General features: G+C 66.3%; 21 protein-coding genes. 4 read left to right on the top strand and 17 right to left on the bottom strand.

Annotated elements, in window-relative coordinates; all coding sequences use genetic code 11:
- Positions 1 to 84: 84 nt before the first annotated feature.
- From ACLB1G_RS11730 to thiD, 5 genes are all read right to left on the bottom strand, one after another.
- Positions 85 to 2,430: a M56 family metallopeptidase gene (locus tag ACLB1G_RS11730; RefSeq protein ID WP_491627386.1), complete on the bottom strand. Its 2,346-nt coding sequence runs from the start codon at positions 2,428 to 2,430 to the stop codon at positions 85 to 87.
- Positions 2,431 to 2,669: 239 nt separating this feature from the next.
- Positions 2,670 to 3,776, bottom strand: coding sequence for an S-(hydroxymethyl)glutathione dehydrogenase/class III alcohol dehydrogenase (locus ACLB1G_RS11725; protein ID WP_491627385.1), 1,107 nt, complete (start codon positions 3,774 to 3,776; stop codon positions 2,670 to 2,672).
- Positions 3,777 to 3,843: 67 nt separating this feature from the next.
- Complete coding sequence (locus tag ACLB1G_RS11720) at positions 3,844 to 4,284, bottom strand: response regulator (protein ID WP_491627384.1); 441 nt, start codon at positions 4,282 to 4,284, stop codon at positions 3,844 to 3,846.
- Positions 4,285 to 4,532: 248 nt separating this feature from the next.
- Positions 4,533 to 5,162, bottom strand: a complete 630-nt coding sequence (locus ACLB1G_RS11715) for an ANTAR domain-containing response regulator (RefSeq protein ID WP_491627383.1) — start codon at positions 5,160 to 5,162, stop codon at positions 4,533 to 4,535.
- A gap of 99 nt (positions 5,163 to 5,261) precedes the next feature.
- On the bottom strand, positions 5,262 to 6,050 hold the full coding sequence (gene thiD, locus ACLB1G_RS11710) for a bifunctional hydroxymethylpyrimidine kinase/phosphomethylpyrimidine kinase (RefSeq protein WP_491627382.1): 789 nt from the start codon (positions 6,048 to 6,050) through the stop codon (positions 5,262 to 5,264).
- A gap of 80 nt (positions 6,051 to 6,130) precedes the next feature.
- On the opposite strand from thiD, the gene ACLB1G_RS11705 reads away from it, so the two are divergent.
- From ACLB1G_RS11705 to ACLB1G_RS11695, 3 genes are all read left to right on the top strand, one after another.
- On the top strand, positions 6,131 to 6,406 hold the full coding sequence (locus tag ACLB1G_RS11705; RefSeq protein ID WP_491627381.1) for a type II toxin-antitoxin system HicA family toxin: 276 nt from the start codon (positions 6,131 to 6,133) through the stop codon (positions 6,404 to 6,406).
- 2 nt (positions 6,407 to 6,408) lie between these two features.
- Entirely contained in the window at positions 6,409 to 6,642 is a 234-nt protein-coding gene (locus ACLB1G_RS11700) for a type II toxin-antitoxin system HicB family antitoxin (protein WP_491627380.1), read from the top strand.
- Positions 6,643 to 6,714: 72 nt separating this feature from the next.
- Entirely contained in the window at positions 6,715 to 9,510 is a 2,796-nt protein-coding gene (locus tag ACLB1G_RS11695) for a valine--tRNA ligase (RefSeq protein ID WP_491627379.1), read from the top strand.
- Positions 9,511 to 10,088: 578 nt separating this feature from the next.
- Here the strand turns inward: ACLB1G_RS11695 and ACLB1G_RS11690 are convergent.
- Together ACLB1G_RS11690 and ACLB1G_RS11685 are read right to left on the bottom strand one after the other, a co-directional pair.
- A complete protein-coding gene (locus tag ACLB1G_RS11690; protein WP_491627378.1) occupies positions 10,089 to 11,057 on the bottom strand; it encodes a threo-3-hydroxy-L-aspartate ammonia-lyase in 969 nt (322 codons plus the stop codon).
- A 12-nt stretch (positions 11,058 to 11,069) separates the two neighbouring features.
- Positions 11,070 to 11,702 (bottom strand): helix-turn-helix transcriptional regulator, encoded by a 633-nt coding sequence (locus tag ACLB1G_RS11685; RefSeq protein ID WP_491627377.1) that lies wholly within the window; start codon positions 11,700 to 11,702, stop codon positions 11,070 to 11,072.
- 151 nt (positions 11,703 to 11,853) lie between these two features.
- Here ACLB1G_RS11685 and ACLB1G_RS11680 point away from each other — a divergent pair, with 151 nt between their 5' ends.
- Positions 11,854 to 12,303 carry a DUF2147 domain-containing protein gene (locus ACLB1G_RS11680; RefSeq protein WP_491627376.1) on the top strand — a complete coding sequence of 150 codons (450 nt, stop codon included), beginning with the start codon at positions 11,854 to 11,856 and terminating at the stop codon, positions 12,301 to 12,303.
- A gap of 3 nt (positions 12,304 to 12,306) precedes the next feature.
- Here ACLB1G_RS11680 and ACLB1G_RS11675 read toward each other — a convergent pair whose 3' ends face one another.
- The 10 genes from ACLB1G_RS11675 to ruvC all read right to left on the bottom strand — a co-directional run bounded on the left by ACLB1G_RS11675 (position 12,307) and on the right by ruvC (position 25,071).
- Positions 12,307 to 13,065, bottom strand: coding sequence for a ThuA domain-containing protein (locus ACLB1G_RS11675; protein ID WP_491627375.1), 759 nt, complete (start codon positions 13,063 to 13,065; stop codon positions 12,307 to 12,309).
- Positions 13,062 to 13,952, bottom strand: a complete 891-nt coding sequence (locus ACLB1G_RS11670) for an alpha/beta hydrolase (RefSeq protein ID WP_491627374.1) — start codon at positions 13,950 to 13,952, stop codon at positions 13,062 to 13,064. Before ACLB1G_RS11670 ends, ACLB1G_RS11675 begins: the two co-directional genes overlap by 4 nt.
- Positions 13,949 to 16,957 carry a glycosyl hydrolase family 28-related protein gene (locus ACLB1G_RS11665; RefSeq protein WP_491627373.1) on the bottom strand — a complete coding sequence of 1,003 codons (3,009 nt, stop codon included), beginning with the start codon at positions 16,955 to 16,957 and terminating at the stop codon, positions 13,949 to 13,951. Before ACLB1G_RS11665 ends, ACLB1G_RS11670 begins: the two co-directional genes overlap by 4 nt.
- On the bottom strand, positions 16,954 to 18,261 hold the full coding sequence (locus tag ACLB1G_RS11660) for a GntT/GntP/DsdX family permease (RefSeq protein WP_491627372.1): 1,308 nt from the start codon (positions 18,259 to 18,261) through the stop codon (positions 16,954 to 16,956). The genes ACLB1G_RS11665 and ACLB1G_RS11660 overlap by 4 nt, the downstream gene beginning before the upstream one ends.
- 12 nt (positions 18,262 to 18,273) lie before the next feature.
- Positions 18,274 to 21,351: a TonB-dependent receptor plug domain-containing protein gene (locus ACLB1G_RS11655; protein ID WP_491627371.1), complete on the bottom strand. Its 3,078-nt coding sequence runs from the start codon at positions 21,349 to 21,351 to the stop codon at positions 18,274 to 18,276.
- Between the two features lie 53 nt (positions 21,352 to 21,404).
- A complete protein-coding gene (locus ACLB1G_RS11650) occupies positions 21,405 to 21,929 on the bottom strand; it encodes a gluconokinase (protein ID WP_491627370.1) in 525 nt (174 codons plus the stop codon).
- 195 nt (positions 21,930 to 22,124) lie between these two features.
- Positions 22,125 to 22,586, bottom strand: a complete 462-nt coding sequence (locus ACLB1G_RS11645; RefSeq protein ID WP_491627756.1) for a YaiI/YqxD family protein — start codon at positions 22,584 to 22,586, stop codon at positions 22,125 to 22,127.
- Positions 22,587 to 22,701: 115 nt separating this feature from the next.
- Positions 22,702 to 23,760, bottom strand: coding sequence for a Holliday junction branch migration DNA helicase RuvB (ruvB, locus tag ACLB1G_RS11640; protein ID WP_491627369.1), 1,059 nt, complete (start codon positions 23,758 to 23,760; stop codon positions 22,702 to 22,704).
- Between the two features lie 77 nt (positions 23,761 to 23,837).
- A complete protein-coding gene (gene ruvA, locus ACLB1G_RS11635; RefSeq protein ID WP_491627368.1) occupies positions 23,838 to 24,416 on the bottom strand; it encodes a Holliday junction branch migration protein RuvA in 579 nt (192 codons plus the stop codon).
- A 118-nt stretch (positions 24,417 to 24,534) separates the two neighbouring features.
- On the bottom strand, positions 24,535 to 25,071 hold the full coding sequence (gene ruvC / locus ACLB1G_RS11630) for a crossover junction endodeoxyribonuclease RuvC (RefSeq protein WP_491627367.1): 537 nt from the start codon (positions 25,069 to 25,071) through the stop codon (positions 24,535 to 24,537).
- Between the last annotated feature and the right edge of the window lie 26 nt (positions 25,072 to 25,097).

The raw sequence follows: 25,097 nt of genomic DNA, 5'->3' as shown, positions 1-25,097 counted from the left end.
ATACCCGGCAGGCCGCCGCCAGCCCTGTCCGCAGCCGTGTCCAGGGAGGGCTGAGGTGCGCGCCGCAGCCCTCCCGCCGGACGCTTATGCCGAGGGCTGCTGCTGGGTCGCCTTGCCGCTGCGGACTGCTTCCTGGATCAGGGCGCGGGTGGCTTGTTCGGCGTCGCGCGTGGCGCGTTCCTGGTCGAGAGCCATGGCCTCCATCTGCCGCTGCAGTTCGCGCATGGGCTTGGAGGCTTCGGCCATTTCCCGGCCCATGCCGCGCATCTCGTCCTGGAAACCGGCGCTGTGCAGCCTGCCCAGCTCAGCGTGCCGCTGGCCAAGCTCGCGGCTGAGGGGCACCATGCTGGCCTGCAGGCGCAGCATCTCGGCGCGGGCTTCGTCGCGTTCGGTGTCAGTGCGGGCCAGCGCCGCTTTCTGCGCTGACAAACCGATCTTCTCACCGATGGCGTAGATCTGTGCGGCAAGTTTATCGATCTGCGCCTGGCTGGCCTTGAGCTCGCGGACATGGTCGGCGTCCAGCGTGGCGCGCGAGCGTGCCTCCATGCGCTTGCCGATGGCGTCCATGATCTTGCCCTGCGCCGCCATGCGCTTGCCTTGCGCCGCCATGCTGTCACCAACGCGGCGGGACGAGTTCCACGCTTCGCCTGCCTTCTCCACAACGGCCGGATCCTGTATCAGATAGGTCTTGTCGCCGTCGCGGTACCAGATGAAGTCGCCCTTCACGCTGCGGCGCGCTTCTTCGATCCTGCGCATGTCGGCGCTGCTGCCCGAGATCAGGGTACGTGCGCCGCCGCTGCGCACCACGGCGTAGGCGACGCCGGTGTCGCGCATATTGATGGTGAGCTGGCCATGGTTGACACGCAGCGGCGTAACCATGCCGGCGGCGCGGCGCTCGGCCAGAGCCGCCAGGCGCGGATCCGGACGAGGCGCGGGCTGTGGGTGCGGCGCGGCAGCGGCCATGGCTGCAGCGTCGGGATAGGCCGCAGGCGCGGCCGGCGCGGCGGGAGCGGCAGGCGCCGCAGGGGCGGCGGGAGCGGCGGGAGCGGCCGGGGCCGCCGGCGCGGCCAGGGCCACGGGCGCTGGCAGGGTCACCGGAGTGACCGGAGTGACCGGAGTTAGCGGGGTTGCCGGAGTGACCGGAGTAACAGGGGTTAACGGCGTCATCGGGGTCGCCGGAGTGACTGGGGTCGCCGGAGTGACCGGAGTCAACGGCGTCAACGGTGTCAACGGCGTCATCGAAGCTATCGGGGCGAACGGGGTCAAGGGCGTCACCGAGGCGCCAGCGGACGCCGGCGCGTCCGGCTGCACATCGGCGGCAGGCGCGGCGGCGGTCGTGGCCAGCGCATCGCCCGGCCCAGCGTAGGCGGCCGGCACCGAGGGCAGTTCCGCAGCCTTCGGGGCGGTTGGCGCGGCATGCACATACAGCACCGCGCTGGCGGCGCACAGGCCGAGCAGGGGCACGACGATTTTCCAGCCGACCGGTTCCACACCGGGACGCAGCAGGCGTTTGATACGAGACATGAGATTTCCTCCGTGAGCCGCATGGGCTAGTTGTGTGGTGGCGAACTGGAAGCGGTCCAGTTCGGACAGGGCCTGCGCCAGTCGCTGGGGCTGGCCCAGCACGGCAACCGCGATATCGTCGGCGATTTGTTCCCGCTCGATCCGTATGCGGCGCGACAGCGCCCAAACACTGGGGTGATAGAACAGCACGATCTCGATCGCGCTTTGGATAAGATTAATCAGGTAGTCGTGGCGCTTGATGTGGGCCAGCTCGTGGGCCAGCAGCGCCTCCAGCAGATCGGGCGGCATGCCGGTCGCCAGCGAGGACGGTATCAGCACGATGGGACGCCAGCAGCCGGCCGTGATGGGACTGTCCAGCAGCTCGGCCACGCCCAGGCGCACATGGACGGCGATATCGAAGCGGCGCGCCAGCTCGGACAGGCGGCGCTGCCAGTAATGGTTGACGGTGTACTGCCCGGGACGGGTGCGCTGCCCCACCCACTGCAGGCCGATCACCAGGCGCAGCGACATCAGCGCGGCGCCGGCCAGCCACAGGCCGACGATCCAGGGCAGCTGGCGCCGCAGCAGCGGCTCCCAGCCGGACCAGGCGCCTGCCGGCAGCAGGGCCGGCATGGCGGATACGGTGGACGCGGCGGCCACGCCACCGGCGCCGCCCTCGGCAATGACCGGCACGGCGGCGGACCACAGCCCACCGGAAGCCGACAGCTGCGCCACCACGGCGGCCACCGGAAAGGCGGCGCACAGTAGCAGCGCGCCGCAGGCGACGGCGTAGCGCACCTGCGGCCGCGCGCCGCGCAGGGCGGTCATGGCGAGGGAAGCGGCCCAGCCTATCAGCAGGCCTTGCCAGATGAAGTGCAGCAGGGCCCAGCCGATGGCGGGCACCAGGACCGACAGCAGGCCGTTCATGCCTGCCCCGCCAGCCGTGTCGTCGAACGATGGTCCATACCGCGCTCCCTTGGTTGATGGAAGTAGAATAATTTATCTAGACTACGGTGTCTAGAACTTTTTTTCTACTTCACGGAGTGCGCCGGTTCTCGACTGTCCAGTGGTTGGATCAACATGAGCGTGGCTAGGCGCGGCGACGAAGACAGTGCGCCTGCACGGCGAGGAGCTGCAACAACGCCACGGTCATGTTGAGTCAACCTTTAGTAGATTACCACCGAGCGTATCGATTCCCCGCTCTTCATCAGGTCGAAGCCTTCGTTGATGCGCTCCAGCGGCAGGCGGTGGGTGATCAGGTCGTCGATATTGAGCTTGCCCTCCATGTACCAGTCGACGATTTTCGGTACGTCGGTGCGGCCGCGCGCGCCGCCGAAGGCCGAGCCTTCCCATTTGCGTCCGGTGACCAGCTGGAACGGACGGGTGGAGATTTCCTGCCCGGCGGCCGCCACGCCGATGATGATCGAACGGCCCCAGCCCTTGTGGCAGCACTCCAGCGACTGGCGCATGGTGGTGGTATTGCCGATGCACTCGAAGCTGTAGTCGGCGCCGCCGTCGGTCAGCCCGATGATGGTGTCGACCACGTTCTCCACGTCCTTGGGATTGATGAAGTGGGTCATGCCGAACTTGCGCGCCATGTCTTCCCGCGCCGGGTTGATGTCGACCCCGATGATCTTGTCGGCGCCCACCATCCTGGCGGCCTGTATCACGTTCAGGCCGATGCCGCCCAGGCCGAACACCACCACGTTGGCGCCCGCTTCCACCTTGGCCGTGAACAGCACGGCGCCCACGCCGGTGGTGACGCCGCAGCCGATGTAGCAGACCTTGTCGAACGGCGCATCGGAGCGGATCTTCGCCAGCGCGATTTCCGGCACCACGATGTAGTTGGAGAAGGTGGAGGTGCCCATGTAGTGGTAGATGGGTTGGCCGTCCAGCGAGAAGCGGCTGGTGGCGTCCGGCATCAGGCCGCGTCCCTGGGTGCCGCGGATGGCCTGGCACAGGTTGGTCTTCTGCGACAGGCAGAATTTGCACTGGCGGCATTCGGGCGTGTACAGCGGGATGACGTGGTCATCTTTCTTCAGGCTTTTCACGCCGGGGCCGACGTCGACCACCACGCCGGCGCCCTCGTGGCCCAGGATGGCGGGGAAGATGCCTTCCGGATCGGCGCCGGACAGGGTGTAGTAATCGGTGTGGCAGATGCCGGTGGCCTTGATCTCGACCAGCACTTCGCCCTCGCGCGGACCGCCCAGCTCCACGTCTTCGATGGTGAGCGGCTGGCCGGCTTTCCAGGCTATGGCTGCTTTGGTTTTCATTGGTCTGTCCCGTGGCTGCGTTGATGGTTCGCCATCATAGCAAGCCGGGACAGGCAGCGGTACAGTTTCAGGCCGGGATCTCGGACACCGTCAGCGGGCCGATGCCGAGCAGGCCGGACACGGTGCGCCACAGCTGGCGCGGCGAGGTCCAGGGCTTGGGCAGGTAGGCGTGGCCGGAGCGGCCCCCGGCCGGCATGCGGGCCGAGTACAGCACCACCTGCGGCGCGGCCTGCATGCGGTCCAGCGCCTGCAGCAGGCTGGCGCCGTCGCCGTCCGGCAGGTCGGGGTCGAGCACCACCAGGGCATACTGCCCGTGCTCCAGCGCCAGCAAGGCCTCGGCCAGGGTCGGCGCATGGGTCACCACGGTTTCCGGCACCAGCAGGGTGGACAGCACCAGCGCGGTGTCGCTGTCGCTATCCACATGCAGCACACGCGGGGCCGAGGCCAGCAGGGTGTAGCCCGGAGCGGGCAAAAGATGATCGAAATGGTCGAGCTGGTTGCAAGTCATGGCAGTCTCCGCACGCAAGAAATAAGAAACCCCGTCAGCGTAGGACGCTTGCAGGGTGCATGTCGGCGGAGCTGGGCCGAGAAATTGGATAGGCCGCGTAGGGGCGGCAGTGGGTGGGCGCGGCGTGGCGCGATACTGGCGCCGCCGCGCGCTGCTGTGGCCAAGTGCAGAGTCTTGCACCACAGCTTCAGTGTACGCAAAATTGTACTGTGCGGCAAGAAAATGCGGTGCGCGCCGCACCGCAGGGTTTACTTTTTGAGACGGTTGTTGAAAGCCGCGTGCAGGCTGTTCAGGGTTTCCTCGGCGGCCAGCAGCTGGTCGGCCACCTCGTTGACCTTGCGCCGGTTGGAGCGGGCGTGGTCGCGCAGCACCTCGAACGCCGTGTTGCGGTCGGTCTGGAACTTGCACATCAATAGTCCCACGGCCAGGCTGGTCTCGCGGCCGGCGGCCAGGGCGGCGTTCAGGTTCAGCTCCGTGCGGCGCAGCTGGCGGATCTCGTCGGCGCGGGCCAGGCCAGCGGCGAAGGCCGGCATCAGGTGCTTCTCGTCCACCGGCTTGACCACGAAGCCCACCGCGCCATAGGAGGCGGCCTGCTTGCCGGCGTCGGCGTCGCCGCGGCCGGACAGGAACATGAAGGGCACCGACGTGGTCGCATGCAACTGCTTGGCAAGCTCCAGGCCGTTCATGCCTGGCATGTGAATGTCGAGCAGGGCCATGTCCGGCTCGCGCTGGGCGATCAGCTGCAGGGCCTGTTCGGCCGAGGAAGCCTGTACCGTGTCATAGCCGGCGTGGCGCAGTACTTCGCCGAGGAAATCGAGCAGCAACTGGTCGTCGTCGACGATCAGGATGAGGCGCTTGGGACTGGTGGATACATTCATGGGGTCGGCCGCCTTGAGATGTTGCTAACACCCCATTATAAGGCGGAACATGGCGGATTTCACAAGGGATTCGTGCGCCTGTACAACGCTGCTTTTTGCTCAGCGGCGCGGGATGAACTGGCCGGGCGCGATGCCGTAGGCGCCCTGCAGTGCCGACCAGGTGTAGCGCTGCGCCTGCTCCAGCGCCTGCACCATGGGCAAGCCCAGTGCCAGCAGGCCGGCGGCGGCCGAGGCCAGGGTGCAGCCGCTGCCATGAAAGCCACCCGGCAGGCGCTCCCAGCGCCAGGCCTGCTCGCCGTCCGGACCGAACCAGAGGTTGACAACTTCGCTGCCCTCGCCATGGCCGCCGGTGATCAGGACGTTGCCGCAGCCGCGCGCCAGCAGGGTGGCGGCCTGTTCGTACGTATCGTCCTGCTTGGTCAGGGAGCGGGCTTCGGGGCCGTTGGGCGTCAGCAGGGTCACCAGCGGCAGCAGCGGCGCCAGCGCCTCGACGGCGTCATCGCGCGACAGGGTATCGCCATGGCCGCTGGCCAGCACCGGGTCCAGCACCACCGGCAGTGCCGGCTGTTGCCGGCGCAGGCCGGCGATCACTTCGGCAATGGCGCGCGCGTTGGCGGCGCTGCCGGGTATGCCGATCTTGACGGCGCTGACGGCGATCCTGGCGGTCAGCACCGAGGCCTGCCGCAGCAGCACTTGCGGCTCCACTGGCCACACCTCGGCCACGCGCTCGTTATCCTGCGCGGTCAGCGCCGTGATTACGGTCAAGGCATGTGCGCCCTGGGCCGCGATGGCCTGCAGGTCGGCCGCGATCCCGGCCCCGCCGGACGGATCGGCTCCGGCAAACACCAGCACGGCGGCACGCTGTTCAACTTGAGCAAGAGAGTTCATCGGGAGCGCCTGACACAAAGTGGCGCCGATTATATCCCGCCTGCTCCGCATCAAGGCGGCACGACCTGCGCAGTGGTCAGATGGGGAAATCCGCTCAGCTTGACCCGCCAATTATCGTGATTGATACTGAAATGAATACTGCCGCCAAACTATATGACGCCATGTGCGCGAAACCGGACGGCTGGCGCCTGCACCACCTGCAAACGGTCGCCCACCACTGGCAAGTGGTATGGCGGCAGCACGGCAGCCACTGCATATTTGTCCATCCCCGCGGCGCCAGCTTGTCCGTGCCGGCGCACGGCGTTATCAAGCCTGTCTACGTAAAGAAATTCGTGATCTTCGTAAAAGGAGTGTAAGCATGGACACCATCAGCGGCTATCCCTACCACATCCGGCCATTGTCACATGAGGACGGCGGCGGCTATTTGATTTCCTTTCCCGACTTTGACAGCTGCATCTCGGACGGGGAAACCGTTCAGGAAGCAATACGTAACGGACAAGATGCACTTGATGCAACCCTCATCACCTTGAGAGAGTTGAATCTGCCTATACCCGTACCGTATAGCCGTAAAGGAAAGCATACCGCGGGCTGACACCACATTTATGACGCCGGCGGGCCGCTGCGTCATATAATGGCTGTTTTCGCAAATTTACTCAGCCTGATCATGGAATTAGCCAAGTCTTTCGAGCCTGCCGACATAGAACAGTTCTGGCGTAGCGAATGGGAACAGCGCGGTTACTACACCGCCACCGTCGACGCCGGCAAACCTTCGTTCAGCATCCAGCTGCCGCCGCCGAACGTCACCGGCACCCTGCACATGGGCCACGCCTTCAACCAGACCATCATGGATGGCCTGACGCGCTATCACCGCATGCTGGGCCATAACACCGCCTGGATCCCCGGCACCGACCACGCCGGCATCGCCACCCAGATCGTGGTGGAGCGCCAGCTGGACGCGCAGAAGATCTCGCGCCATGACCTGGGCCGCGAAAAATTCGTCGAAAAAGTCTGGGAGTGGAAAGAGAAATCCGGCTCCACCATCACCGGCCAGATGCGCCGCCTGGGCGCCTCGCCGGACTGGAAACGCGAATACTTCACCATGGACGCCGAGCGCTCCAAGGTGGTCACCGAAGTGTTCGTGCGCCTGCACGAGCAAGGCCTGATCTACCGTGGCAAGCGCCTGGTCAACTGGGACCCGGTGCTGGGCACCGCCGTGTCCGACCTGGAAGTGGTGTCGGAGGAAGAAGACGGCTCCATGTGGTACATCAAGTACCCGCTGGCCGATGGCAGCGGCCACCTGACCGTGGCCACCACCCGCCCCGAAACCATGCTGGGCGACGTGGCCGTGGCGGTCGACCCCACCGACGAACGCTACCAGACCCTGGTCGGCAAGATGCTCAAGCTGCCGCTGGTCGGCCGCGAGATCCCCATCATCGCCGACTCCTACGTGGACAAGGCCTTCGGCACCGGCTGCGTGAAAATCACGCCCGCGCACGATTTCAACGACTATGCGGTCGGCCAGCGCCACAAGCTGGACATGCCGTCCATCCTGACCCTGGACGCCAAGATCGTCGACGATGCGCCGCCAGCCTACCGTGGCCTGGACCGTTTCGAAGCCCGCAAGAAAATCGTGGCCGACCTGGAAGCCCAGGGCCTGCTGGAAGAGGTCAAGAAGCACAAGCTGATGGTGCCGCGCGGCGACCGTACCGGCGTGGTCATCGAACCCATGCTGACCGACCAATGGTTCGTCGCCATGAGCAAGCCGGCGCCGGAAGGCACCTACAATCCCGGCAAATCGATCGCCGAGGTAGCGCTGGAGAAGGTAGCCACGGGCGAGATCAAGTTCGTACCCGAGAACTGGAGCACCACCTACAACCAGTGGCTGAACAACATCCAGGACTGGTGCATCTCGCGCCAGCTGTGGTGGGGCCACCAGATCCCGGCCTGGTACGATGACGCCGGCAACATCTTCGTCGCGCGCAGCGAGGAAGAAGCGAAGGCGCAGGCCGCCGCCAGGGGCATCAGCGCTCCGCTGCGGCGCGATAACGACGTGCTGGACACCTGGTTCTCGTCCGCGCTGGTGCCCTTCTCCACCCTGGGCTGGCCGGAAGAGACCCCGGACATCAAGGCCTTCCTGCCCTCCTCGGTGCTGGTGACCGGCTTCGACATCATCTTCTTCTGGGTGGCGCGCATGGTCATGATGACCGCCCACTTCACCGGCAAGGTGCCGTTCGAGACCGTGTACGTGCACGGCCTGGTGCGCGACTCGCAGGGCCAGAAGATGTCCAAGTCCAAGGGCAACACGCTGGACCCGATCGACCTGATCGACGGCATCGGCGTGGATGCGCTGGTGGAAAAGCGCACCACCGGCCTGATGAACCCGAAAGCGGCCGAGAAGATCGCCAAGGCCACCCGCAAGGAATTCCCGGAAGGGATAGCGGCCTACGGCACCGACGCAGTGCGCTTCACCATGGCCTCCTACGCTTCGCTGGGCCGCAACATCAACTTCGACCTGGGCCGCGCCGAGGGCTACCGCAACTTCTGCAACAAGCTGTGGAACGCCACCCGCTTCGTGCTGATGAACACCGAGGGCAAGGATTGCTCGCCCAACGAGGCCGAGCTGTCGCAAGCCGACAAGTGGATCATCTCGCTGCTGCAGAAGGCCGAGCTGGAAGTGGCCAAGGGCTTCGAGGACTACCGCTTCGACAACATCGCCAGCGCCATCTACAAGTTCGTGTGGGACGAGTACTGCGACTGGTACCTGGAAGTGGCCAAGGTGCAGGTGCAAAACGGCAGCGAAGGCCAGCAGCAGGCCACCCGCCACACGCTGCTGCGGGTGCTGGAAGTGGTGCTGCGCCTGGCGCATCCCATCATCCCCTTCGTCACGGAAGCACTGTGGCAGGCGGTCGCACCGCTGGCCGGCAAGAGCGGCGATACGATCATGCTGCAGCCCTACCCGATCGCCAACAACGCCAGGATCGACGAAGCGGCCGAAGCGTGGATGCAGCAGCTGAAAGCCTTGACCGACGCCACCCGCAACCTGCGCGGCGAAATGCAGCTGGCGCCGTCGCTGCGCGTGCCACTGATCGTGGAGCCGGGCAATGCCGAAGACAAGGCCGCGCTGGCCGTGTTCGCGCCCTACATCCAGTCGCTGGGCAAGCTGGCAGAGGTGCAGATCGTCGATGCGCTGCCGGAATCGCCGGCTGCCGTGTCCATCGTCGGCACCACCAAGCTGATGCTGAAGGTCGAGATCGACGTGAAAGCGGAGCGTGAGCGCCTGGGCAAGGAAATCACGCGCCTGCAGGGCGAGATTGCCAAGGCCAGCGGCAAGCTGTCCAACGAAAGCTTCGTGGCGCGCGCCCCGGCCGAGGTGGTGGCGCAGGAGAAGGAACGGGTGGCCAACTTCTCGGCCACGCTGGCCAAGATCCAGGAGCAATTGAGCAAGCTGCCGGCGGCCTGACCCCCGCCACAGCCATAACAAAAACGGGCCGGTTCACACCGGCCCCTTTTTTTACCTGCGGAGTTTGACTGCCGGGTGTCCACCGCCGGGTGTCAGGCCTGCCATCACCGCCGGGTGTCACACCGCCGGGTGTCCACCGCCGGGTGTCCGCCGGGTGTCAGGTCTGCCATTGGTACATGAGCTCGTCTAATCAAGCAACCCCATGCACCGCCGGGTGTCCACCGCCGGGTGTCAGGTCTGCCATTGGTACATGAGCTCGTCTAATCAAGCAACCCCATGTACTTTTCGCAGATCTGACACCGGGGTTGTGACACCGGTCTTCGGCTTTCGTGCCCGCCGGGTGTCCGTGCCCGCCGGGTGTCTGCCCGCCGGGTGTCAGGTCTGCCATTGGTACATGAGCTCGCCTTGCCCGCCGGGTGTCAGGTCTGCCATTGGTACATGAGCTCGCCTAATCAAGCAGTCCCATGTACTTTTGGCAGATCTGACACCGGGGTTGTGACACCGGGGTTGTGACACCGGGGTTGTGACACCGGGGTTGTGACACCGGGGTTGTGACACCGGTCTCAGGCATTCCTTTTTTACTCTGCCAGCAGCGCGGCGTAACGTTCGATGTCGACGTTGCCGCCGCTGATGATCACGCCCACGCGCCGGCCCTGCAGCTGGTCCTTCATGGCACGCGCGGCGGCAAAGCCCAGGCAGCCGGTCGGTTCCACCACCATCTTCATGCGCGCCGCGAAGAAGCGCATGGCGGCGCGCAGCTGTTCGTCGCTCACAGTCAGGATGTCGTCCACGTCGCGCCGGATGATGGGGAAGGTCTGATTGCCGAGGTGCTGGGTCTGGGCGCCGTCGGCGATGGTCCTGGGCGTGTCGATATGGACGATGGCGCCGCTGCGCAACGATTGCTGGCCATCGTTGCCGGCTTCCGGCTCCACTCCGTACAGCTTGGCCGCAGGCGACAGCGCGCGCGTGGCCAGCGCCGAGCCGCTCAGCAATCCGCCGCCGCCCAGGCACACGAACAGCGCGTCCAGGGGTCCCACTTCCTCGAACAATTCCTTCGCTGCCGTGCCCTGGCCCGCGATCACGTCGGCGTGGTCGTAGGGCGGGATCAGGGTCAGCCCGTGCTGCTGCGCCAGGTCGCGGCCTATCTGTTCGCGGTCTTCCGTGTAGCGGTCGTACAGCACCACTTGCGCGCCGTAGCCGCGCGTGGCGGCGATCTTGGAGGGCGGCGCGTCAAGCGGCATGACGATGGTAGCCGGTATTCCCAACAGCTGGGCCGACAGCGCGATGCCCTGTGCGTGGTTGCCCGACGAGTAAGCCACCACGCCAGCACGGCGCTGCCGCGCATCGAACCTGGCCAGCGCGTTGTAGCTGCCCCGGAACTTGAAGGCGCCCATGCGCTGGAAATTCTCGCACTTGAAATACAGCTCGGCGCCCAGCTCGGCGTTCGCGGTGCGCGAGGTCAGCACCGGCGTGCGGTGCGCGACGCCGGCGATGCGTTCGGATGCCGCCACCACGTCGGCATAGGTGGGAAGTTGAAGTTCGCTCATCGGATGTCCTCTTTAAAGATGTTTGGCGTCGTTGTAGACCGTGGCGCGCGAGACGTTCAGGTAGGCCGCCACGATGTCCATGGCGCGCCGCACGTCGCTCAGTCCGGATTCCTTCAGTTCGCGCATCAGCACGCGGCGCTCCTCGGCCTTGAGCGTGCGCGGCGTACCGCCCAGGCGGGCCGCGAACTTGTCGATGTAGGCGCGCAGCGCATCGGCCCCGGATGGCGCAAAGGTTTCGCTGACCCCGGCATCGCTGTTGACGGCGCTGAACTGGGCCAGCACCGAATTGAGGCTGCGGAACACGGTCAGGTCCACGTTCAGGCACAGCGCCGCCACGTAGCGGCCCTGGCTGTCCTTGATGCCGACCGAGGTGCTCTTCGCCAGCCGTCCGTCCGGAAAAGTGTTGGGGTAGTTGGCGATCACCGCCGGCATGTCCGGATCGGCCGCGCGCGCCAGTCCCAGCTCGGTGGCCGGCGCACCCACGCTGCGCCCGGACAGGTTGTTGTGGATGGCCAGGATGGCGTGCCCCGGCGCGGTCAGGTCGTGCACCACCACTTCGCAGAACGGCGCCAGGGTCTGGCCCAGTCCGTCGGCAATCTGGCGCACCTGGGCCAGCAGGTGCTCATGTTCAGCTGTCTTCTTCATTTAGACATTTTATCTTTAATTAGACATTTTTAATAGACACCCCAAGGCGCGAATAGTGCGGTAATATGCAGCGCAGGGCCGGTGGCCCAATTGCTACGTCGAAAAATAGCACGACCGGTCACTTATCTAAGAACATACACTGGAGACTACCATGCGCAAGCTCACATTCCTGGCCCTGGCGGGCGCCCTGTTCCTCTCGATCGCGCCTGCCATGGCGGACGAGGGCTCGCCGGTCGGCCTGTGGAAAAATATCGACGACGAGACCGGCAAGCCCAAGGCGCTGATCCGCATCACGGAAAGCAACGGCGTCCTGCAAGGCAAGATCGAACAGCTGTTCCGCGGCCCCAGCGAAGACCAGAATCCCAAGTGCGAGAAATGCGAAGGCGCGCGCAAGGACCAGCCCATCATCGGCATGACCATCCTCAGCGGCCTAAAGAAAGACGGCGACGAATACAACGGCGGCGAAATCCTGGACCCCAACAACGGCAAGGTCTACAAGAGCAAGCTGGAAATGAAGGATGGCGGCAAGAAGCTCAACGTGCGCGGCTACATCGGCGTGCCGATGCTGGGCCGCTCGCAAACCTGGCTGCGCCAGGAATAAGGGCTACTGTTTGACACCCCTGCCGGTGGCGCTCCAGTAGATGCCGCCGAGCAAGTGGGACAGGTAGTGCGGGTCCTTGTACATCTCGACATTGTGGCCCATGGCGGTGACGAATACGCGCCCGCCTTCGTAATGGTGGTACCAGCTGACCGGGTGCTCCCTGCCCATGCCGGTCGCCACCTGGCCCGGCCAGATCCTGGCCGGGTCGTAGCTGTTTTCATCCACGTTCAGCACCGGGTTGATCTTCACCTGGTAGGGATTGGTGAACTCGTACCACTCGTCGCTCCAGATCCAGCGCAGCGGCAGGCCGTAGGTGGCCGGGAAGCTGCTATCGACCACGTCCACCACGGCGGTCTGCAGCATGGGATGGATCTTGAACGAGCGGCCCACCATTTTTTCGTAGAACGGCCAGGCATTGGGCGGAATGATCAGCGCGCGATGCACCAGCACCGCGTTGCCGCCGCCATGGATGTAGTCTTCGAACTTCCTGCGCTGGACCGGGCTCAATTCCTCGGCCGCCGTATTCAGGAACACCACGGCGGCGTACTGCTTCAAATCTCCTTCGAAGGACTCGGGCCGGTTGGTCCAGGTGAACTCGAAGGCGTGCAGCTTGGCCAGTTGCTCCAGGCTGTCGCGCGCAACCGGGATGTATTCGTAGTGGTATTTGTTGGGGATGGCCAGCACCAGCAGCTTGTACTGGCTGTCTGCGTGGCTGCTGGCGGCCAGCAGCAGGCCGGCGATGGTCAAGATGGTGTTCTTCATGGTGCGGGTACGCCTTCAGGGGGGCGGCCGTTGCGGGGGATCAGCCAGCCGCCGTCCGCCAGCCAGTCGGCCAGGCGGTCCGGCCAGTGTTGCAGCGAAATACGCTCGGAGCGCTGGCCCATGTTGAAGGCGTGGCCGGTGTCCGCGTACAGGTGCAGCTCGGCCGGCACCCTGGCCGCCACCAGTTGCTGGTACAAGGCCAGCGCGGGCGGCGCGCAGCAGGTATCCAGGCTGCCGGCCACGATGAAGGCCGGCGGGGCTTGCTCCACAGCCCGCGCCGGCACGCCCAGCGGGCCGGGATAGACCAGCACCTGGAAATCGGGCCGCGCGCTGAACTTGTCGATGGCGTCCCCTCCGGAGACGGCGGGCGCCGGATTGTCGGCCACCAGCGACACCAGCTCTCCCCCGGCCGAGAACCCCATCACGCCCACCCGCGCCGGGTCCACGCCATATGTCGCCGCGTTGGCGCGCACCCAGCGCACCGCACGCCGCAGGTCGGCCGCAGCATCGCCTTCGATGCTGTAGCCGGAACCCTCATCCCGCGCCAGGCGGTACTTGAGCACGAAGGCGGTGAGGCCGGAGCGGTTGAGGATTTTCGCCGCCAGCATGCCCTCGTTCTGGAACACCAGCATGCGGTGCCCGCCGCCCGGCACGATCACCACGGCGGCGCCATTGGCGTGGCGCGGGTCAGCCTGCGCCACCGTCAGCGACGGGTCGTGCACATTGCTGACGTACAGGCCATCCTTGACCGTCTCCGCCTCGCCATGGCGCTGCTGCGCACCGGGCGCAGCGCCCGGCCACAGCGGAAACACCGTCTGCTGCTGGGCGCTGGCGCCCGTCCATACCGCCACGGCGCCCAGCGCCGCCATCCACCGTCTGGTATTCATTTGATCGTGCTCGCATACAAAGTGTGATGGGTCAGGATGAACAGCGTGCGCCTGTCCTTGCCGCCGAAGACCAGCTGCAGCGGACGTTCCGGCACGTCGATGCGGCCTATCTCCCTGCCTTCCGCGCTGTAGATGTAGACCTGGCCGTTGGCCACATACAGCTTGCCGCTATCGTCCACGGCCACGCCCTCGCCGCCACGGTTGGCGACGGCCTTCAAGTCCGTCAGGGCGCCGCCGGGCGCCACGTGAGCGCTGTAGGTGCGGTTCTCGGAACCGTTGGTAAAGTACAGGCGACCGCCCTGCGCGGCGCTGACCAGGCCGTAGCTGTCCAGGGTATCGGACCAGCGCCAGCCCAGGTGGTCGGCCGGCCCCTGGCGCAGCACCCGGTAGGCGGGCAGCACCAGGCTGCCGTCCGGCGAGACATATTCGCGCGCCTTGGGCTGCACCACGTCGCGCGCGAACATCTCGGCCAGGGTGGTGAATTCATAAGTGCGCGGATCGAGCTGGTCGCGGAATTCGCCGTTCTGCCAAAAGTTGACCGGGATGGCCGTCAGCGCGGCGGGACGCGGCTGCACCGGCGTCGGCGCGATCACCTGGATCTGGTGCGCCGGCGCGCCGGGACGGAACGCGTACACCGTGCCCTCGGGACCATGCGAGGACAGCACCAGCAGCGCGCCGCTGCGGTCGAAGGCGAGGTTGACGGCGTCCAGCGGCGCATCGCGCACCACGGCCAGGCCCTCGCCGCGCGCCCAGCTGTAGATGCGCTGGAAGTGGCGGTCGATGAAATACAGCTTGCCATGGGCATCGACGGCGGCGCCCGCGATCGAATAGAAGCCGCCCTCCAGCTGTTCCACCTTGCCCATGGGCGCAGGCGCGGGCGCGGGCTTGCCGGCGCCGATATCGAGCACGGCGAATTCGCGCTCGCGCACCTCGCGCTTGTTGCTCACATCCTGGATGGGGTTGTCGAACGGGTACTTGGTGGCGCGCAGGTAGGTGGCGCAGCCGTTCTGGTCGCAGGTGGCGAAACCGCTCTCGCCGTTCACGTGCACGTTGCGGAAGCGGATGCCGCTGGAATTGCTAATCTTCGCTGCCGTGGCCGCAGGCTTGATCGAGCGCGTGACGCGGTAGGCGTGATAATTGGCAAACAGCAGGTTGCGCGAATTGCGTATCTCCAGCGACACCGCATCCATGCCGTCGCGCACTTCCTGCTCCGTTTGCGGCGCGTGGAATTCCCAGTTCTCCACCCGGTCCAGCACGATCTCGGCGCGCACGTGGTGTTCGGCCGAGAGTTCATACACCCGGCCCGGCGTGCTGGTGTCGGAGACGTAGAAGCCGGCCTGGGCGAAAGTGGAAGGCGACCACACGGCCGAGAAGGTGCCGCCGCCGCCATCGGTCACCCACACGCTGGGATATTGCCGGTCCCAGTGTGCAACCGGATCGAAGCCGTCATGCTTCTGGTAGGGGTCGCGGCGCGAACCGTCGTACAGTCGGGTGCCGTGGCCGCCCTGGATGCGCACGTCGTCCACCAGCGAGCCGGCGCCCGCCTTCCACAGCAGGGCCACGGCGCGCGGATTGACTTCGCCAGTGGCCAGGCCGATGCCGCTCACCATGCCATCGCCGCCCCTGGCGCTTTGCAGCAGCGCCTTGGGCCCGCCCACGCCCTGGTAGCCGGCCGCGCCATTGGGCAGCAGCAGCTGGGTCAGGCCGGGATGCAGGCCAACCAGCACCGTGTCCGGCTTCATGCGGATGGTGTCGGTGACCAGGTAAAAGCCCAGCGGCAGGTACACCACGCGCCGGCTGTCTATGGCTCTCTGGATGGCCGCCGTGTCGTCGGTCCTGCCATCGCCCACGGCGCCGAAGCTGCGCACATTGGCCCACTCTCCGCTGGGCGGCAGCGCCGGCAATGCCGGGGAGCGCGGCGGCGGCAGCGCGGCCACGGGCGCAGCCTGGTAGTTGGTGGCGAACTTGCCGCTCGCATTCATGCCGGGCAGCGCCAGGCCGTAGTTAAATTCGCGCACCTGGTAGCTGGCGCCGCTGCCCTTGACGGACTTGCCGCTGTCGCGCCAGCGCGCAAACACGGGCACGTTGCGCGCCAGCGCGTTCTCGAAGCCGGCCTGGGTGTAGACGTTGTTCTCATTGCTGATCACCAGCGCGGCACGGGACACGTTCTCGAAGCGCACGTCGCGGCCCCACAGCCAGTCGCCATAGCCACGGTCGATCTCGATGCCGACCGGGGTGTCGCGGATGGCGGTGTTGATCAGCGTGAGGCCGGCCTCGTGTTCGCGGATGGCGGCCTCGCGCTGGCCCTCGAAGCTGGAATCGAGCAGCGTGTACTGCCATGCGGGCGAGGTTTTCTCGCTCAGGATGCCATAGCGCCCGCCATGAAAATGCAGGTCGTAGCCGACGTTGCCGACCTGGTAGATTCCGGCCAGCCCGGAGCCGATGTGGAAATCGATGTGGCTCAGATTGGAGTGCTGCGCCGTGCGGAAGCGCACCGCCGCGGCGGCCGGATTGCCGTCGCCGATCTCGACGTCCACGTTGGACATGGCGGAATAGAAGGTCGAGGAATTCGCATCGCGCACCTGCTCGCTGTACGGCACGGCCGTCGGCACCGGGACCGGCACCTTGCCCACGTTGTACTGGTCGCCGCCCATGAACACCACCATGGTGGCCACGCCCTGCTGGAATCCCGGCGTGCGTTCGCCCAGCACCAGCACTGGCCGCGTGGGACCCACGCCGTACAGGCGCACCGCCAGCGGCACCAGCAGTGAGCGCGTGATGCGGTAGCGGCCGGACGGCAGGAACACCACCCCGCCCTCGCCCTGGTGCGCGGCGCTGTCCAACGCGGCCTGGATGGCCGCCGTGTCGTCGGCCTTGCCATCGGCCTGCGCACGCACCACCACGGCGCGTGGATCGTCCGGCATTACTTCGTAGACCGAGACCGAAGCGGCGCCGGCCTGCGCGGCCAGCGCCAGCAAGGCGATGGCGGCAATACAGGTTTTCATCTTGTGTAGTCTCCCAGGGCGGACGCCAGCAGCACGAAGATCAGCCCGAATACGCCGACCAGGGTTTCCATCAGCGTCCAGGAACGGAAAGTGTCTTTCAGCGAGAGTCCGAAGTATTCCTTGAACATCCAGAAGCCGGAATCGTTGACGTGGCTGCACATCAGGCTGCCGGCGCCTATGGCCAGCACCATCAGGCTGGGATCGGTGCCGGAGGCCTGCACCAGCGGCGCCACGATGCCGGCCGCTGTCACCCCGGCCACCGTGGCCGACCCCAGGCAGATGCGTATCAAGGTGGCCACCAGCCAGCCCAGCACCAGCGGCGGCAGCGGCAGGCCGGCCAGTTGCGTGCCCAACTGCGCGCTGACGCCGGATTCCACCAGCACCTGCTTGAGCGCACCGGCGCCGGCGATGATCAAGAGGATGGGGGCGATATCGCGCAGGGCCTCCTGCGCACCCTGCATCACTTCCCTCAAGCCCTGCCCGCGCGCCAGGCCCAGGGTCCATACCGCAATGGCGTAGGCGGCAAGCATCACGATCATGGGGTTGGCCAGCAGGCCGACCATGGGACCGGCGCCCGGCAGCAGCGACAGTCCGGTGGCGGCGCCCAGCAGCAGCACCGGCAGCAGCGCCGTGGCGAAGCTGTTGAACACCCCGGGCAGTTCAGCCTCCGGACGCAGCCCGGTGCGGAACAGCGGCGGCGACTCGCCCCGGATGCCGCGCAAGCGCATGGCGAACAGCGGGCCGGCCAGCACCAGCGTCGGCGCGCCCACCAGCAGGCCGTAGACCAGCGTGCGTCCCAACTCGGCATGGAACTGGGCCACCAGCGCCGTGGGCGACGGATGCGGCGGCAGGAAGCCATGCGCGATCGATAGCCCGGCCAGCAGCGGTATGGCCAGCGCCACCGCCGGCCGGCCCGACTGATACACCAGCGAGAAAATCAACGGCACCAGCAGCACGAAGCCGACGTTGTAGTACAGCGGGATGCCGACTACGAAGCCGGTCAGCGTCAGCGCCAGCGGCATGCGCGGGGCGCCGAACACCGCGATCAGGTAGCTGGCAATGCGCTGGGCGGCGCCGCTGTCGGCGACCAGCTTGCCGAACACGGCGCCCAGGCACACCACCACGGTCAGGGAGCCCAGCAGCTCGCCTATGCCCTTCTCGATGGCCTTGGGAATGGCGGCCAGCGGCATGCCCAGCATCAGGGCCGCCGCCAGCGCGGCCAGCACGAAGGCCAGCAGCGGCTGCACCTTGCCCCACGCGATCAGCAGCGCCAGCAGCGCCACCGACAACAGGACCGGCAACATGCGCCGCCGTCCTCAGAAGGTGTAGCGCACGCCGGCGCGGTAGACGCGGCCCAGCACATCGTACAGCGTCGGGTTGATGCCGAAGCTGGCGTTGGTCTGGGGCGCCGCCACCGGATCGGTGTTGGTCAGGTTGTCGATCTTGAAGTAGGCCGTCAGCTGCCTGGATGCCTTCCAGGTGCCGCCCAGGTCGAAGTAGGTCGCGCCCTTCATCTGGTTGTTGTAGATGGTCGGGTGGATGATGGTCGACACCGGGCAGCTGGTCTGGCACTCGATGTACTCGTTGCTGTACACGCCGTCGCTGATCCAGCGTTCGGACAGGGTCAGGCTGACCTTGTCGTTCTCCCACGACTGCGAGGCCAGCAGCTTCCACTTCGGCGTGCCGCCCAGGTTGGCGCCGGCGCCTTCCGACGGGATGGTGCCGACCACGCCGGAATTGGTCAGGAAGCTCAAGGTGCGGGTGGCCAGCACGCGGAAGGTCAGGTGGCCGGGCAGGTTCAGGCCCTTGAGCGCGGTGCGGTAGGAGCCTTCGATGTCGAAGCCCTTGTTGCGCAGCGACGCCAGGTTGAACGCCTGCAGGGTCACGTAGTTGTTGGTGGCCACCGGGCTGTTGAGCACCATGGCCGAGCAGATCTCCTTGTTCCCGGCCACGCACAGGTCCACTTCCTGCTGGATCGACAGGGAGGAAATCACGTCGTTGACCTTGATGTCGAAGTAGTCGACCGAAGCGCTGAAGCCGGGCGCCCAGGCGGGCTGGGTCAGCACCACGCCCAGCACCGTGTTGCGCGCCAGCTCGGGACGCAGGTTGGTGTTGCCCACCGTGCGTTGCTGCACCGTGACCGTGTTGCCCTGGTAATTGACCACGTTGTTGACCACCACCGGCGCCGCGTACAGTTCGCTCAGGTTGGGCGCGCGCACGTCCTTGGAGGTGACGGCGCGCAGGCGCAGGCCGTCGATGCCGGTCTTCCAGGTAGCGCCCAGCTTCCAGCTTTCCACGCTGCCGGAGGTGCTGTACCTGGTGCGGCGGTCGGCCAGGTTGAGGTTGGCCTCACCCCAGGTGGCGGATTTGAGCACCGGCAGGTTCAGCTCCACATAGGCTTCGCGCACGCTGTAGGAACCCTGGCCGTTGTGGTAGTTACCGGCGTACCAGTTGTTGCCCACCGTGGAATTGAGCAGCGGATCGGCCGGATAGGCGGCGCTGTTCGGGCTGTCGGCCGAGACGCCGTTGCCGTACGGGTCGCCGCGCACGGTGTATTCCTCCTTGCGCCACTCGGCGCCGGTGGCCAGCGCCACCGGGCCGGCCCAGGTCGAGAAGGTCTCGCCATTGATGTTGAAGCTGGCCACCTGCTGCTTCTGGCGGGTGTGCTGCTGCGGGCCGTTTTCCGGCTCGATGTAGGCCATGGCGGCGGCGCTGGGCACGTTGTTGCCGATGATGTTGAGCGGGACGCAGCCGGACGCGCGCGCCACGGCGCTGCGGCACACGATGCTGCCGTCGGCGGCGCGCACGGCGTCGATGGCGGCGTTGTAGCGCGAGGTCAGCGTGATGTCGTGCACCATGATGTCGGTGCGGTTGCTGCCATGTTCGGCGTAGGCGTCATACGACCATTCCTTGCCGAAGGCGTTGAACTTGCCGTCGGCGCCGATCACGTAGCGGTGCTGGGTGCGGGTCGGGTGGACGTTGATATTCTCGGGGAAAATGGCGTTGGCGGTGCCGTACTGGAAGCTGGTGATGTTGTTGGCCGCGCAGGCCGCCACGATGGACGCCGGCAGGAACGGGTTATCGCACTGTATGGTCAGGTTGGCGTTCTTGGCCGCGCCCGGGTTGGGCGAGAAGGCCGATTTCACGCGACCGTAGTTGGCGGTGAAATAGATCTCGTGGTCGGGCGAGAGATCGTAGGCGATGCGGGTGTAGCCGACCTGGCGCGTCAGGTCCATGGCCAGGTTGGTGCCGGCGCCCACGCTGCCGCTCAAGTCGCCGCCCACGCAGAACGGGTTGACGCAGCCGGTCACGGCGCCGGTGCCGGTCGGCACGCCGTTGGAGCCGTAGTTGAATTTGTACGGCACCCCGCCATCGCCAAAGGCCGTGCCCTGCAGCGGGCCGCTGGTGATCAGGCCGTACTTGGAATACTGGTACTGCTGCGCGTGCTCGATGAAGGTGTATTGCGGCTTGCCGTCGGTGGTGGCGCTGAGCGGCCGCACCTGGAAGGCCGGGTTCTTGTACCAGGTGCGGCCATTGGGGCCGACCTCGCCGAAGCCGGGTGACTCCACGCCCTTCTCGCGGCCGTACTCGCCGCTGGCCACCACGTGCAGCTTGTCGTCCAGGAAGGCCTTGCCCCAGGCGGCTTGCAGGGTGGCGTTCTTGTCGTCGTGGTAGGTGGTTTGACCGCCTTCCAGGTTGGTCTTGAAGCCTTCGAATTTTTTGTCGGTGACGAAGTTGACCACGCCGCCGATGGCGTCCGATCCGTAGGAGGCCGAGGCGCCGCCAGTGACCACGTCGACCCGCTTGACCAGCAGCTGCGGGAACTGGCTGACGTCGGTCACGCCGGTGACGTTGGCGCCCACCACGCGCTGGCCGTCGAGCAGGGTCAGGGTGCGTATCGGCCCCAGGCCGCGCAGGCTGAAGGAGCTCAGGCCCTGGATGCCGCTGCTGGTGCTGTTGGTGCTGGTGGTACGGCCGGTGCTGCCCTGCAGGGCCGGCAATTCGGCGATGGTGTTGAACAGGTTGGGCTGGGCGGCTTTTTCCAGGTCGGCCGCGCCCAGCGAGGTGGTGGGCGTGGGCTGGGTGAAGCCGCGCGCCGCGATGCGCGAGCCTGACACGGTAACGACCTGGGTGGAGGGCGTGGCTTCCGGTGCGGCGGTGTCGGCGCCGGTTGGGACGGCGCCGGCGCTGGCCTGGGACGCTTGGGCCCCGGCCTGGGCGTCCTGGGCGGCAGGCTCGGCGCCTGCCAGCGGCGGCGCAGCGGCGGCTTGCTGTCCGCCCGGCTGCGCTTCGGCACTGCCGGCAGCCTGCTGGGCGTGGGCGGCCAGCGCCATAAAGCCGCACGCACTGGCGACGGCGAGGTTGATCAGGGTCCTGCGGGTTGGGTTACGCATGTTTGTCTCCGTTTTTTATGGTGTGTTCTCAATGCCCTTGGTGCCGATTTAACTCATTGCTGCTGATTCCTCTCCTCCGCCACGATGCGCGCCACCAGCTGGTAGGGCGGCTGCGACAAATCCAGTTTGATACCCGCCTCGTCGTCCTGCAGCGGCTCCAGGTCGCGCAGCTGGCTGTCCAGCAGCGACGGCGGCATGTAGTGGCCGACGCGGGCCCGCATGCGTTCCTCGATCAGCGCGCGTTCGCCAGCCGGGTGGGCGAAGCGCAGCGCCGGATCGCCCTGGCGCAGCAGGTCGCGGTAGCGCCGCTTGAGCGCCGAGCACGACACGACCAGCCCCGTGCCCTGCGCGCGCGCCCTGGCGATTTCGGCCTGCAGCGCCAGCAGCCATTCGGCGCGGTCGTCGTCGTTGAGCGGCATCCCGGCCGACATCTTGGCCACGTTGGCGGCCGGGTGATACTGGTCGCCCTCGATGAAGGGCACGCCCAGGGTGTCGGCCAGCGCCCGGCCGACAGTGCTTTTGCCGCAGCCGCTGACGCCCATGACGACCCAGCGGATGGCGTTGGAGGTGTTTTCCATGCTGCCTTTCAAAATCAAGTTAGCGCTAACATTTAGGCTAGTCTAGATCACTGTGATAATTTGTAAAGAATTATCGATGCTGCAACGCAGCACGGTTCAGCCCGCGCAAAGCACGGGTTTCAGAGGGAACTTGCGGGCGGAACTGCCGTGATTGGGATGATGGGTAGATACAACAACGCGGTTAGCGCTAACAGATTATCTGCCGCGTGCGCCCATGATCTTGGCCAGGTGACGGTCCAGGCTGTTGGCGAACTGCTGGCGGTCGGAATGGCTGTAGGCGGCCGGTCCGCCAGTGTCGACGCCGCTGCCGCGCAGCTGGTCCATGAAGGCGCGCATGGTCAGCATCTGCGCGATATTGTGTTCGGTGTAGAACTCGCCGCGCGGGTTGAGGGCGTAGCCGCCGTGCTCGAGCACATCTGCGGCCAGCGGAATGTCGGCAGTGACCACCAGGTCGCCTGCGCTGAGATGGCGTACGATCTCCTGGTCGGCCACGTCGGCGCCGGACGGCACCTGCAGCGCACGGATGTAGCGCGAGGGCGGCACCCGCAGCAGCTGGTTGGCCACCAGCGTGACTTGCAGCTGCAGCCGGTCGGCCACGCGGTACAGGATTTCCTTGACGACGGCCGGACAGGCGTCGGCATCGACCCAGATCTGCATCGGAGGTCCTTTCAAAATGTCCATGGCGTCGTTGCAGCTCCTTGCCTGCAGGCGCACTGTCTTCCTCGCCCCGGCCTTGGCCTGCGCCTCGCCACGGTCATTTTGAAACGCCCTCTCAGAGGTTGTCCCACAGTTCGCCGTTGGGGTTGGTGCGCGGCGGCGTGGCGCCGAAGTGCTGGTAGGCGGCCGGGGTGGCGACGCGGCCGCGCGGGGTGCGCTGCAGATAGCCTTGCTGGATCAGATAGGGTTCCAGCACGTCTTCGATGGTATCGGCGGCCTCGCCGATGGCGGCCGCCAGGTTGCCGATGCCGACCGGGCCGCCACCGAATTTGAACAGCACCGCTTCCAGCAGCTTGCGGTCCATGACATCGAAGCCCACGGTATCCACGTCCAGCATCACCAGGGCGGCGTCGGCGGTGGCCTTGGTGATGTCGCCATTGCCCTTCACTTCCGCGTAGTCGCGCACGCGGCGCAGCAAACGGTTGGCGATACGGGGCGTGCCGCGCGCGCGGCGCGCGATCTCGATCGCGCCCTCCTCGTCGATATTGGCCTTGAGCAGGGCGGCGCTGCGGGTCACGATCTTGGTCAGCTCGGCGGTGGTGTAGAACTCCAGGCGCGCCACGATGCCGAAGCGGTCGCGCAGCGGATTGGTCAGCATGCCGGCGCGGGTGGTGGCGCCCACCAGGGTGAAGGGCTGCAGGTCCAGCTTGACGGAACGGGCGGCGGGCCCCTCGCCTATCATGATGTCGATCTGGTAGTCTTCCAGCGCCGGGTACAGGATTTCCTCGACCACGGGCGAGAGGCGGTGGATTTCGTCGATGAACAGGACGTCGTTGGCTTCCAGGTTGGTCAAGAGCGCCGCCAGGTCGCCGGGGCGTTCCAGCACCGGGCCGGAAGTCTGGCGCAGGTTGACGCCCATTTCGCGGGCGATGATGTTGGCCAGCGTGGTCTTGCCCAGGCCCGGCGGGCCGAACAGCAGCGTATGGTCGAGCGCTTCCTTGCGGCCGCGCGCGGCCTTGATGAAGATTTCCAGCTGGTCGCGGATCTTGGCCTGGCCGACATATTCATCGAGCTGCTTGGGCCGCAAGGCGCGCTCGATCGCCTCCTCGTTGGGCGAAGAAGGGGCGGCGTCGACGATGCGCTGTTCGGTGAAGCTGTCGGTCTGGATGCTCATGCAGGTGGTCTATGTAATCAGGTGGAAGCCTCACGCAGTATAGTCTACGCCAGGCCACGACCTTGCGCTGGCACCGTTCAGCCTTTGGAGAGGGCCTTCAGGGCCTGCTTGATGCCGTCCGAGACGCTGGCGCCGGCAGGGACGGTCTTCAGCGCCAGCAGGGCTTCCTTGTCGGAGTAGCCCAGCGCCAGCAGGGCGTTGAGGATGTCGGACTGCGTATCGGGCGCGGCGTGGGCGCCGCCGGCGCCGATGTCCGCACCCAGCTTGCCCTTCAGTTCCAGCAGCAAACGCTCGGCGGTTTTCTTGCCGATGCCGGGCACCTTGACCAGGCGGCCGGTCTCCTGCAGCGTGACCGCCTGCGACAGGTCGGCGATCGACATGCCGGACAAAATCGACAGCGCGGTGCGCGCGCCCACGCCGGTGATCTTGATCAGCTGGCGGAACACGGCGCGTTCCTCGGCATTGCCGAAGCCGTACAGCAGGTGCGCATCCTCGCGGATGGCCTGGTGCGTGAACAGCACCACACGCTCGCCCACGTGGGGCAGGTTGTAGAAGGTGCTCATGGAGACGTCGACTTCATAGCCGACGCCGCCCACGTCCACCAGCAGTTGCGGCGGATTTTTTTCCAGCAGGATGCCGGAGAGGCGTCCGATCATAAATTACCTTTTATAAGGAGGTTGTTTAAAAGTGGCCAGGGCTAGGCGCGGCGACGAAGACAGTGCGCCTGCACGGCGAGGAGCTGCAACGACGCCATGGCCATTTTTAAACAAGCTCCTAGCCTACCAGGCGGCCGCGGCGCATGCGCAGTCCGGCCAGGGCCGGCGCGGCCTTGCCGATCAGGGCGATGGTATCGCTGCTGTGCGCATGGCAGATCGCCACGCCCAGCGCGTCGGCGGCGTCGCTGCCTGGCAGGCCGGGCAGCAGCAGCAGGCGCGACACCATGTCCTGCACCTGGGCCTTGACGGCGCGCCCGGTGCCGACCACGGCCTGCTTGATCTGGGTCGGCGAATACTCGGCCACGCGCAGCTCGGCCGACACCAGCGCGCAAATGGCCGCGCCGCGGGCCTGGCCCAGCAGCAGGGTCGATTGGGGATTGACGTTGACGTAGACTTGTTCGATGGCGGCGCAGTCGGGCTGGTAGGTGCTGGCGATTTCCGCCACGCCGTCCAGGATGACTTTCAGCCGCATCGGCAAATCGCCCTCGCCGCTCTTGATGGTGCCGGAGGCGATGTAGCGCAGCTTGGCGCCCTGCTTGTGGATGACGCCAAAGCCGGTGGTGCGCAAGCCGGGGTCGATGCCGAGTATGATCATTGGGCGATTGTATGCACTAAAGAAAG

Source organism: Duganella kummerowiae, assembly GCF_053572355.1.
Note: the sequence above shows the minus strand (reverse complement) of the source record. Positions and strands in the feature narration are given on the sequence as shown.

What these genes read in the sequence shown, in the direction of transcription:
- ACLB1G_RS11730 (WP_491627386.1), bottom strand. Translation starts at nt 2,430, where the DNA reads ATGAACGGCCTGCTGTCGGTCCTGGTGCCCGCCATCGGCTGGGCCCTG.
- ACLB1G_RS11725 (WP_491627385.1), bottom strand. Translation starts at nt 3,776, where the DNA reads ATGAAAACCAAAGCAGCCATAGCCTGGAAAGCCGGCCAGCCGCTCACC.
- ACLB1G_RS11720 (WP_491627384.1), bottom strand. Translation starts at nt 4,284, where the DNA reads ATGACTTGCAACCAGCTCGACCATTTCGATCATCTTTTGCCCGCTCCG.
- ACLB1G_RS11715 (WP_491627383.1), bottom strand. Translation starts at nt 5,162, where the DNA reads ATGAATGTATCCACCAGTCCCAAGCGCCTCATCCTGATCGTCGACGAC.
- thiD (WP_491627382.1), bottom strand. Translation starts at nt 6,050, where the DNA reads ATGAACTCTCTTGCTCAAGTTGAACAGCGTGCCGCCGTGCTGGTGTTT.
- ACLB1G_RS11705 (WP_491627381.1), top strand. Translation starts at nt 6,131, where the DNA reads ATGGGGAAATCCGCTCAGCTTGACCCGCCAATTATCGTGATTGATACT.
- ACLB1G_RS11700 (WP_491627380.1), top strand. Translation starts at nt 6,409, where the DNA reads ATGGACACCATCAGCGGCTATCCCTACCACATCCGGCCATTGTCACAT.
- ACLB1G_RS11695 (WP_491627379.1), top strand. Translation starts at nt 6,715, where the DNA reads ATGGAATTAGCCAAGTCTTTCGAGCCTGCCGACATAGAACAGTTCTGG.
- ACLB1G_RS11690 (WP_491627378.1), bottom strand. Translation starts at nt 11,057, where the DNA reads ATGAGCGAACTTCAACTTCCCACCTATGCCGACGTGGTGGCGGCATCC.
- ACLB1G_RS11685 (WP_491627377.1), bottom strand. Translation starts at nt 11,702, where the DNA reads ATGAAGAAGACAGCTGAACATGAGCACCTGCTGGCCCAGGTGCGCCAG.
- ACLB1G_RS11680 (WP_491627376.1), top strand. Translation starts at nt 11,854, where the DNA reads ATGCGCAAGCTCACATTCCTGGCCCTGGCGGGCGCCCTGTTCCTCTCG.
- ACLB1G_RS11675 (WP_491627375.1), bottom strand. Translation starts at nt 13,065, where the DNA reads ATGAAGAACACCATCTTGACCATCGCCGGCCTGCTGCTGGCCGCCAGC.
- ACLB1G_RS11670 (WP_491627374.1), bottom strand. Translation starts at nt 13,952, where the DNA reads ATGAATACCAGACGGTGGATGGCGGCGCTGGGCGCCGTGGCGGTATGG.
- ACLB1G_RS11665 (WP_491627373.1), bottom strand. Translation starts at nt 16,957, where the DNA reads ATGAAAACCTGTATTGCCGCCATCGCCTTGCTGGCGCTGGCCGCGCAG.
- ACLB1G_RS11660 (WP_491627372.1), bottom strand. Translation starts at nt 18,261, where the DNA reads ATGTTGCCGGTCCTGTTGTCGGTGGCGCTGCTGGCGCTGCTGATCGCG.
- ACLB1G_RS11655 (WP_491627371.1), bottom strand. Translation starts at nt 21,351, where the DNA reads ATGCGTAACCCAACCCGCAGGACCCTGATCAACCTCGCCGTCGCCAGT.
- ACLB1G_RS11650 (WP_491627370.1), bottom strand. Translation starts at nt 21,929, where the DNA reads ATGGAAAACACCTCCAACGCCATCCGCTGGGTCGTCATGGGCGTCAGC.
- ACLB1G_RS11645 (WP_491627756.1), bottom strand. Translation starts at nt 22,586, where the DNA reads ATGCAGATCTGGGTCGATGCCGACGCCTGTCCGGCCGTCGTCAAGGAA.
- ruvB (WP_491627369.1), bottom strand. Translation starts at nt 23,760, where the DNA reads ATGAGCATCCAGACCGACAGCTTCACCGAACAGCGCATCGTCGACGCC.
- ruvA (WP_491627368.1), bottom strand. Translation starts at nt 24,416, where the DNA reads ATGATCGGACGCCTCTCCGGCATCCTGCTGGAAAAAAATCCGCCGCAA.
- ruvC (WP_491627367.1), bottom strand. Translation starts at nt 25,071, where the DNA reads ATGATCATACTCGGCATCGACCCCGGCTTGCGCACCACCGGCTTTGGC.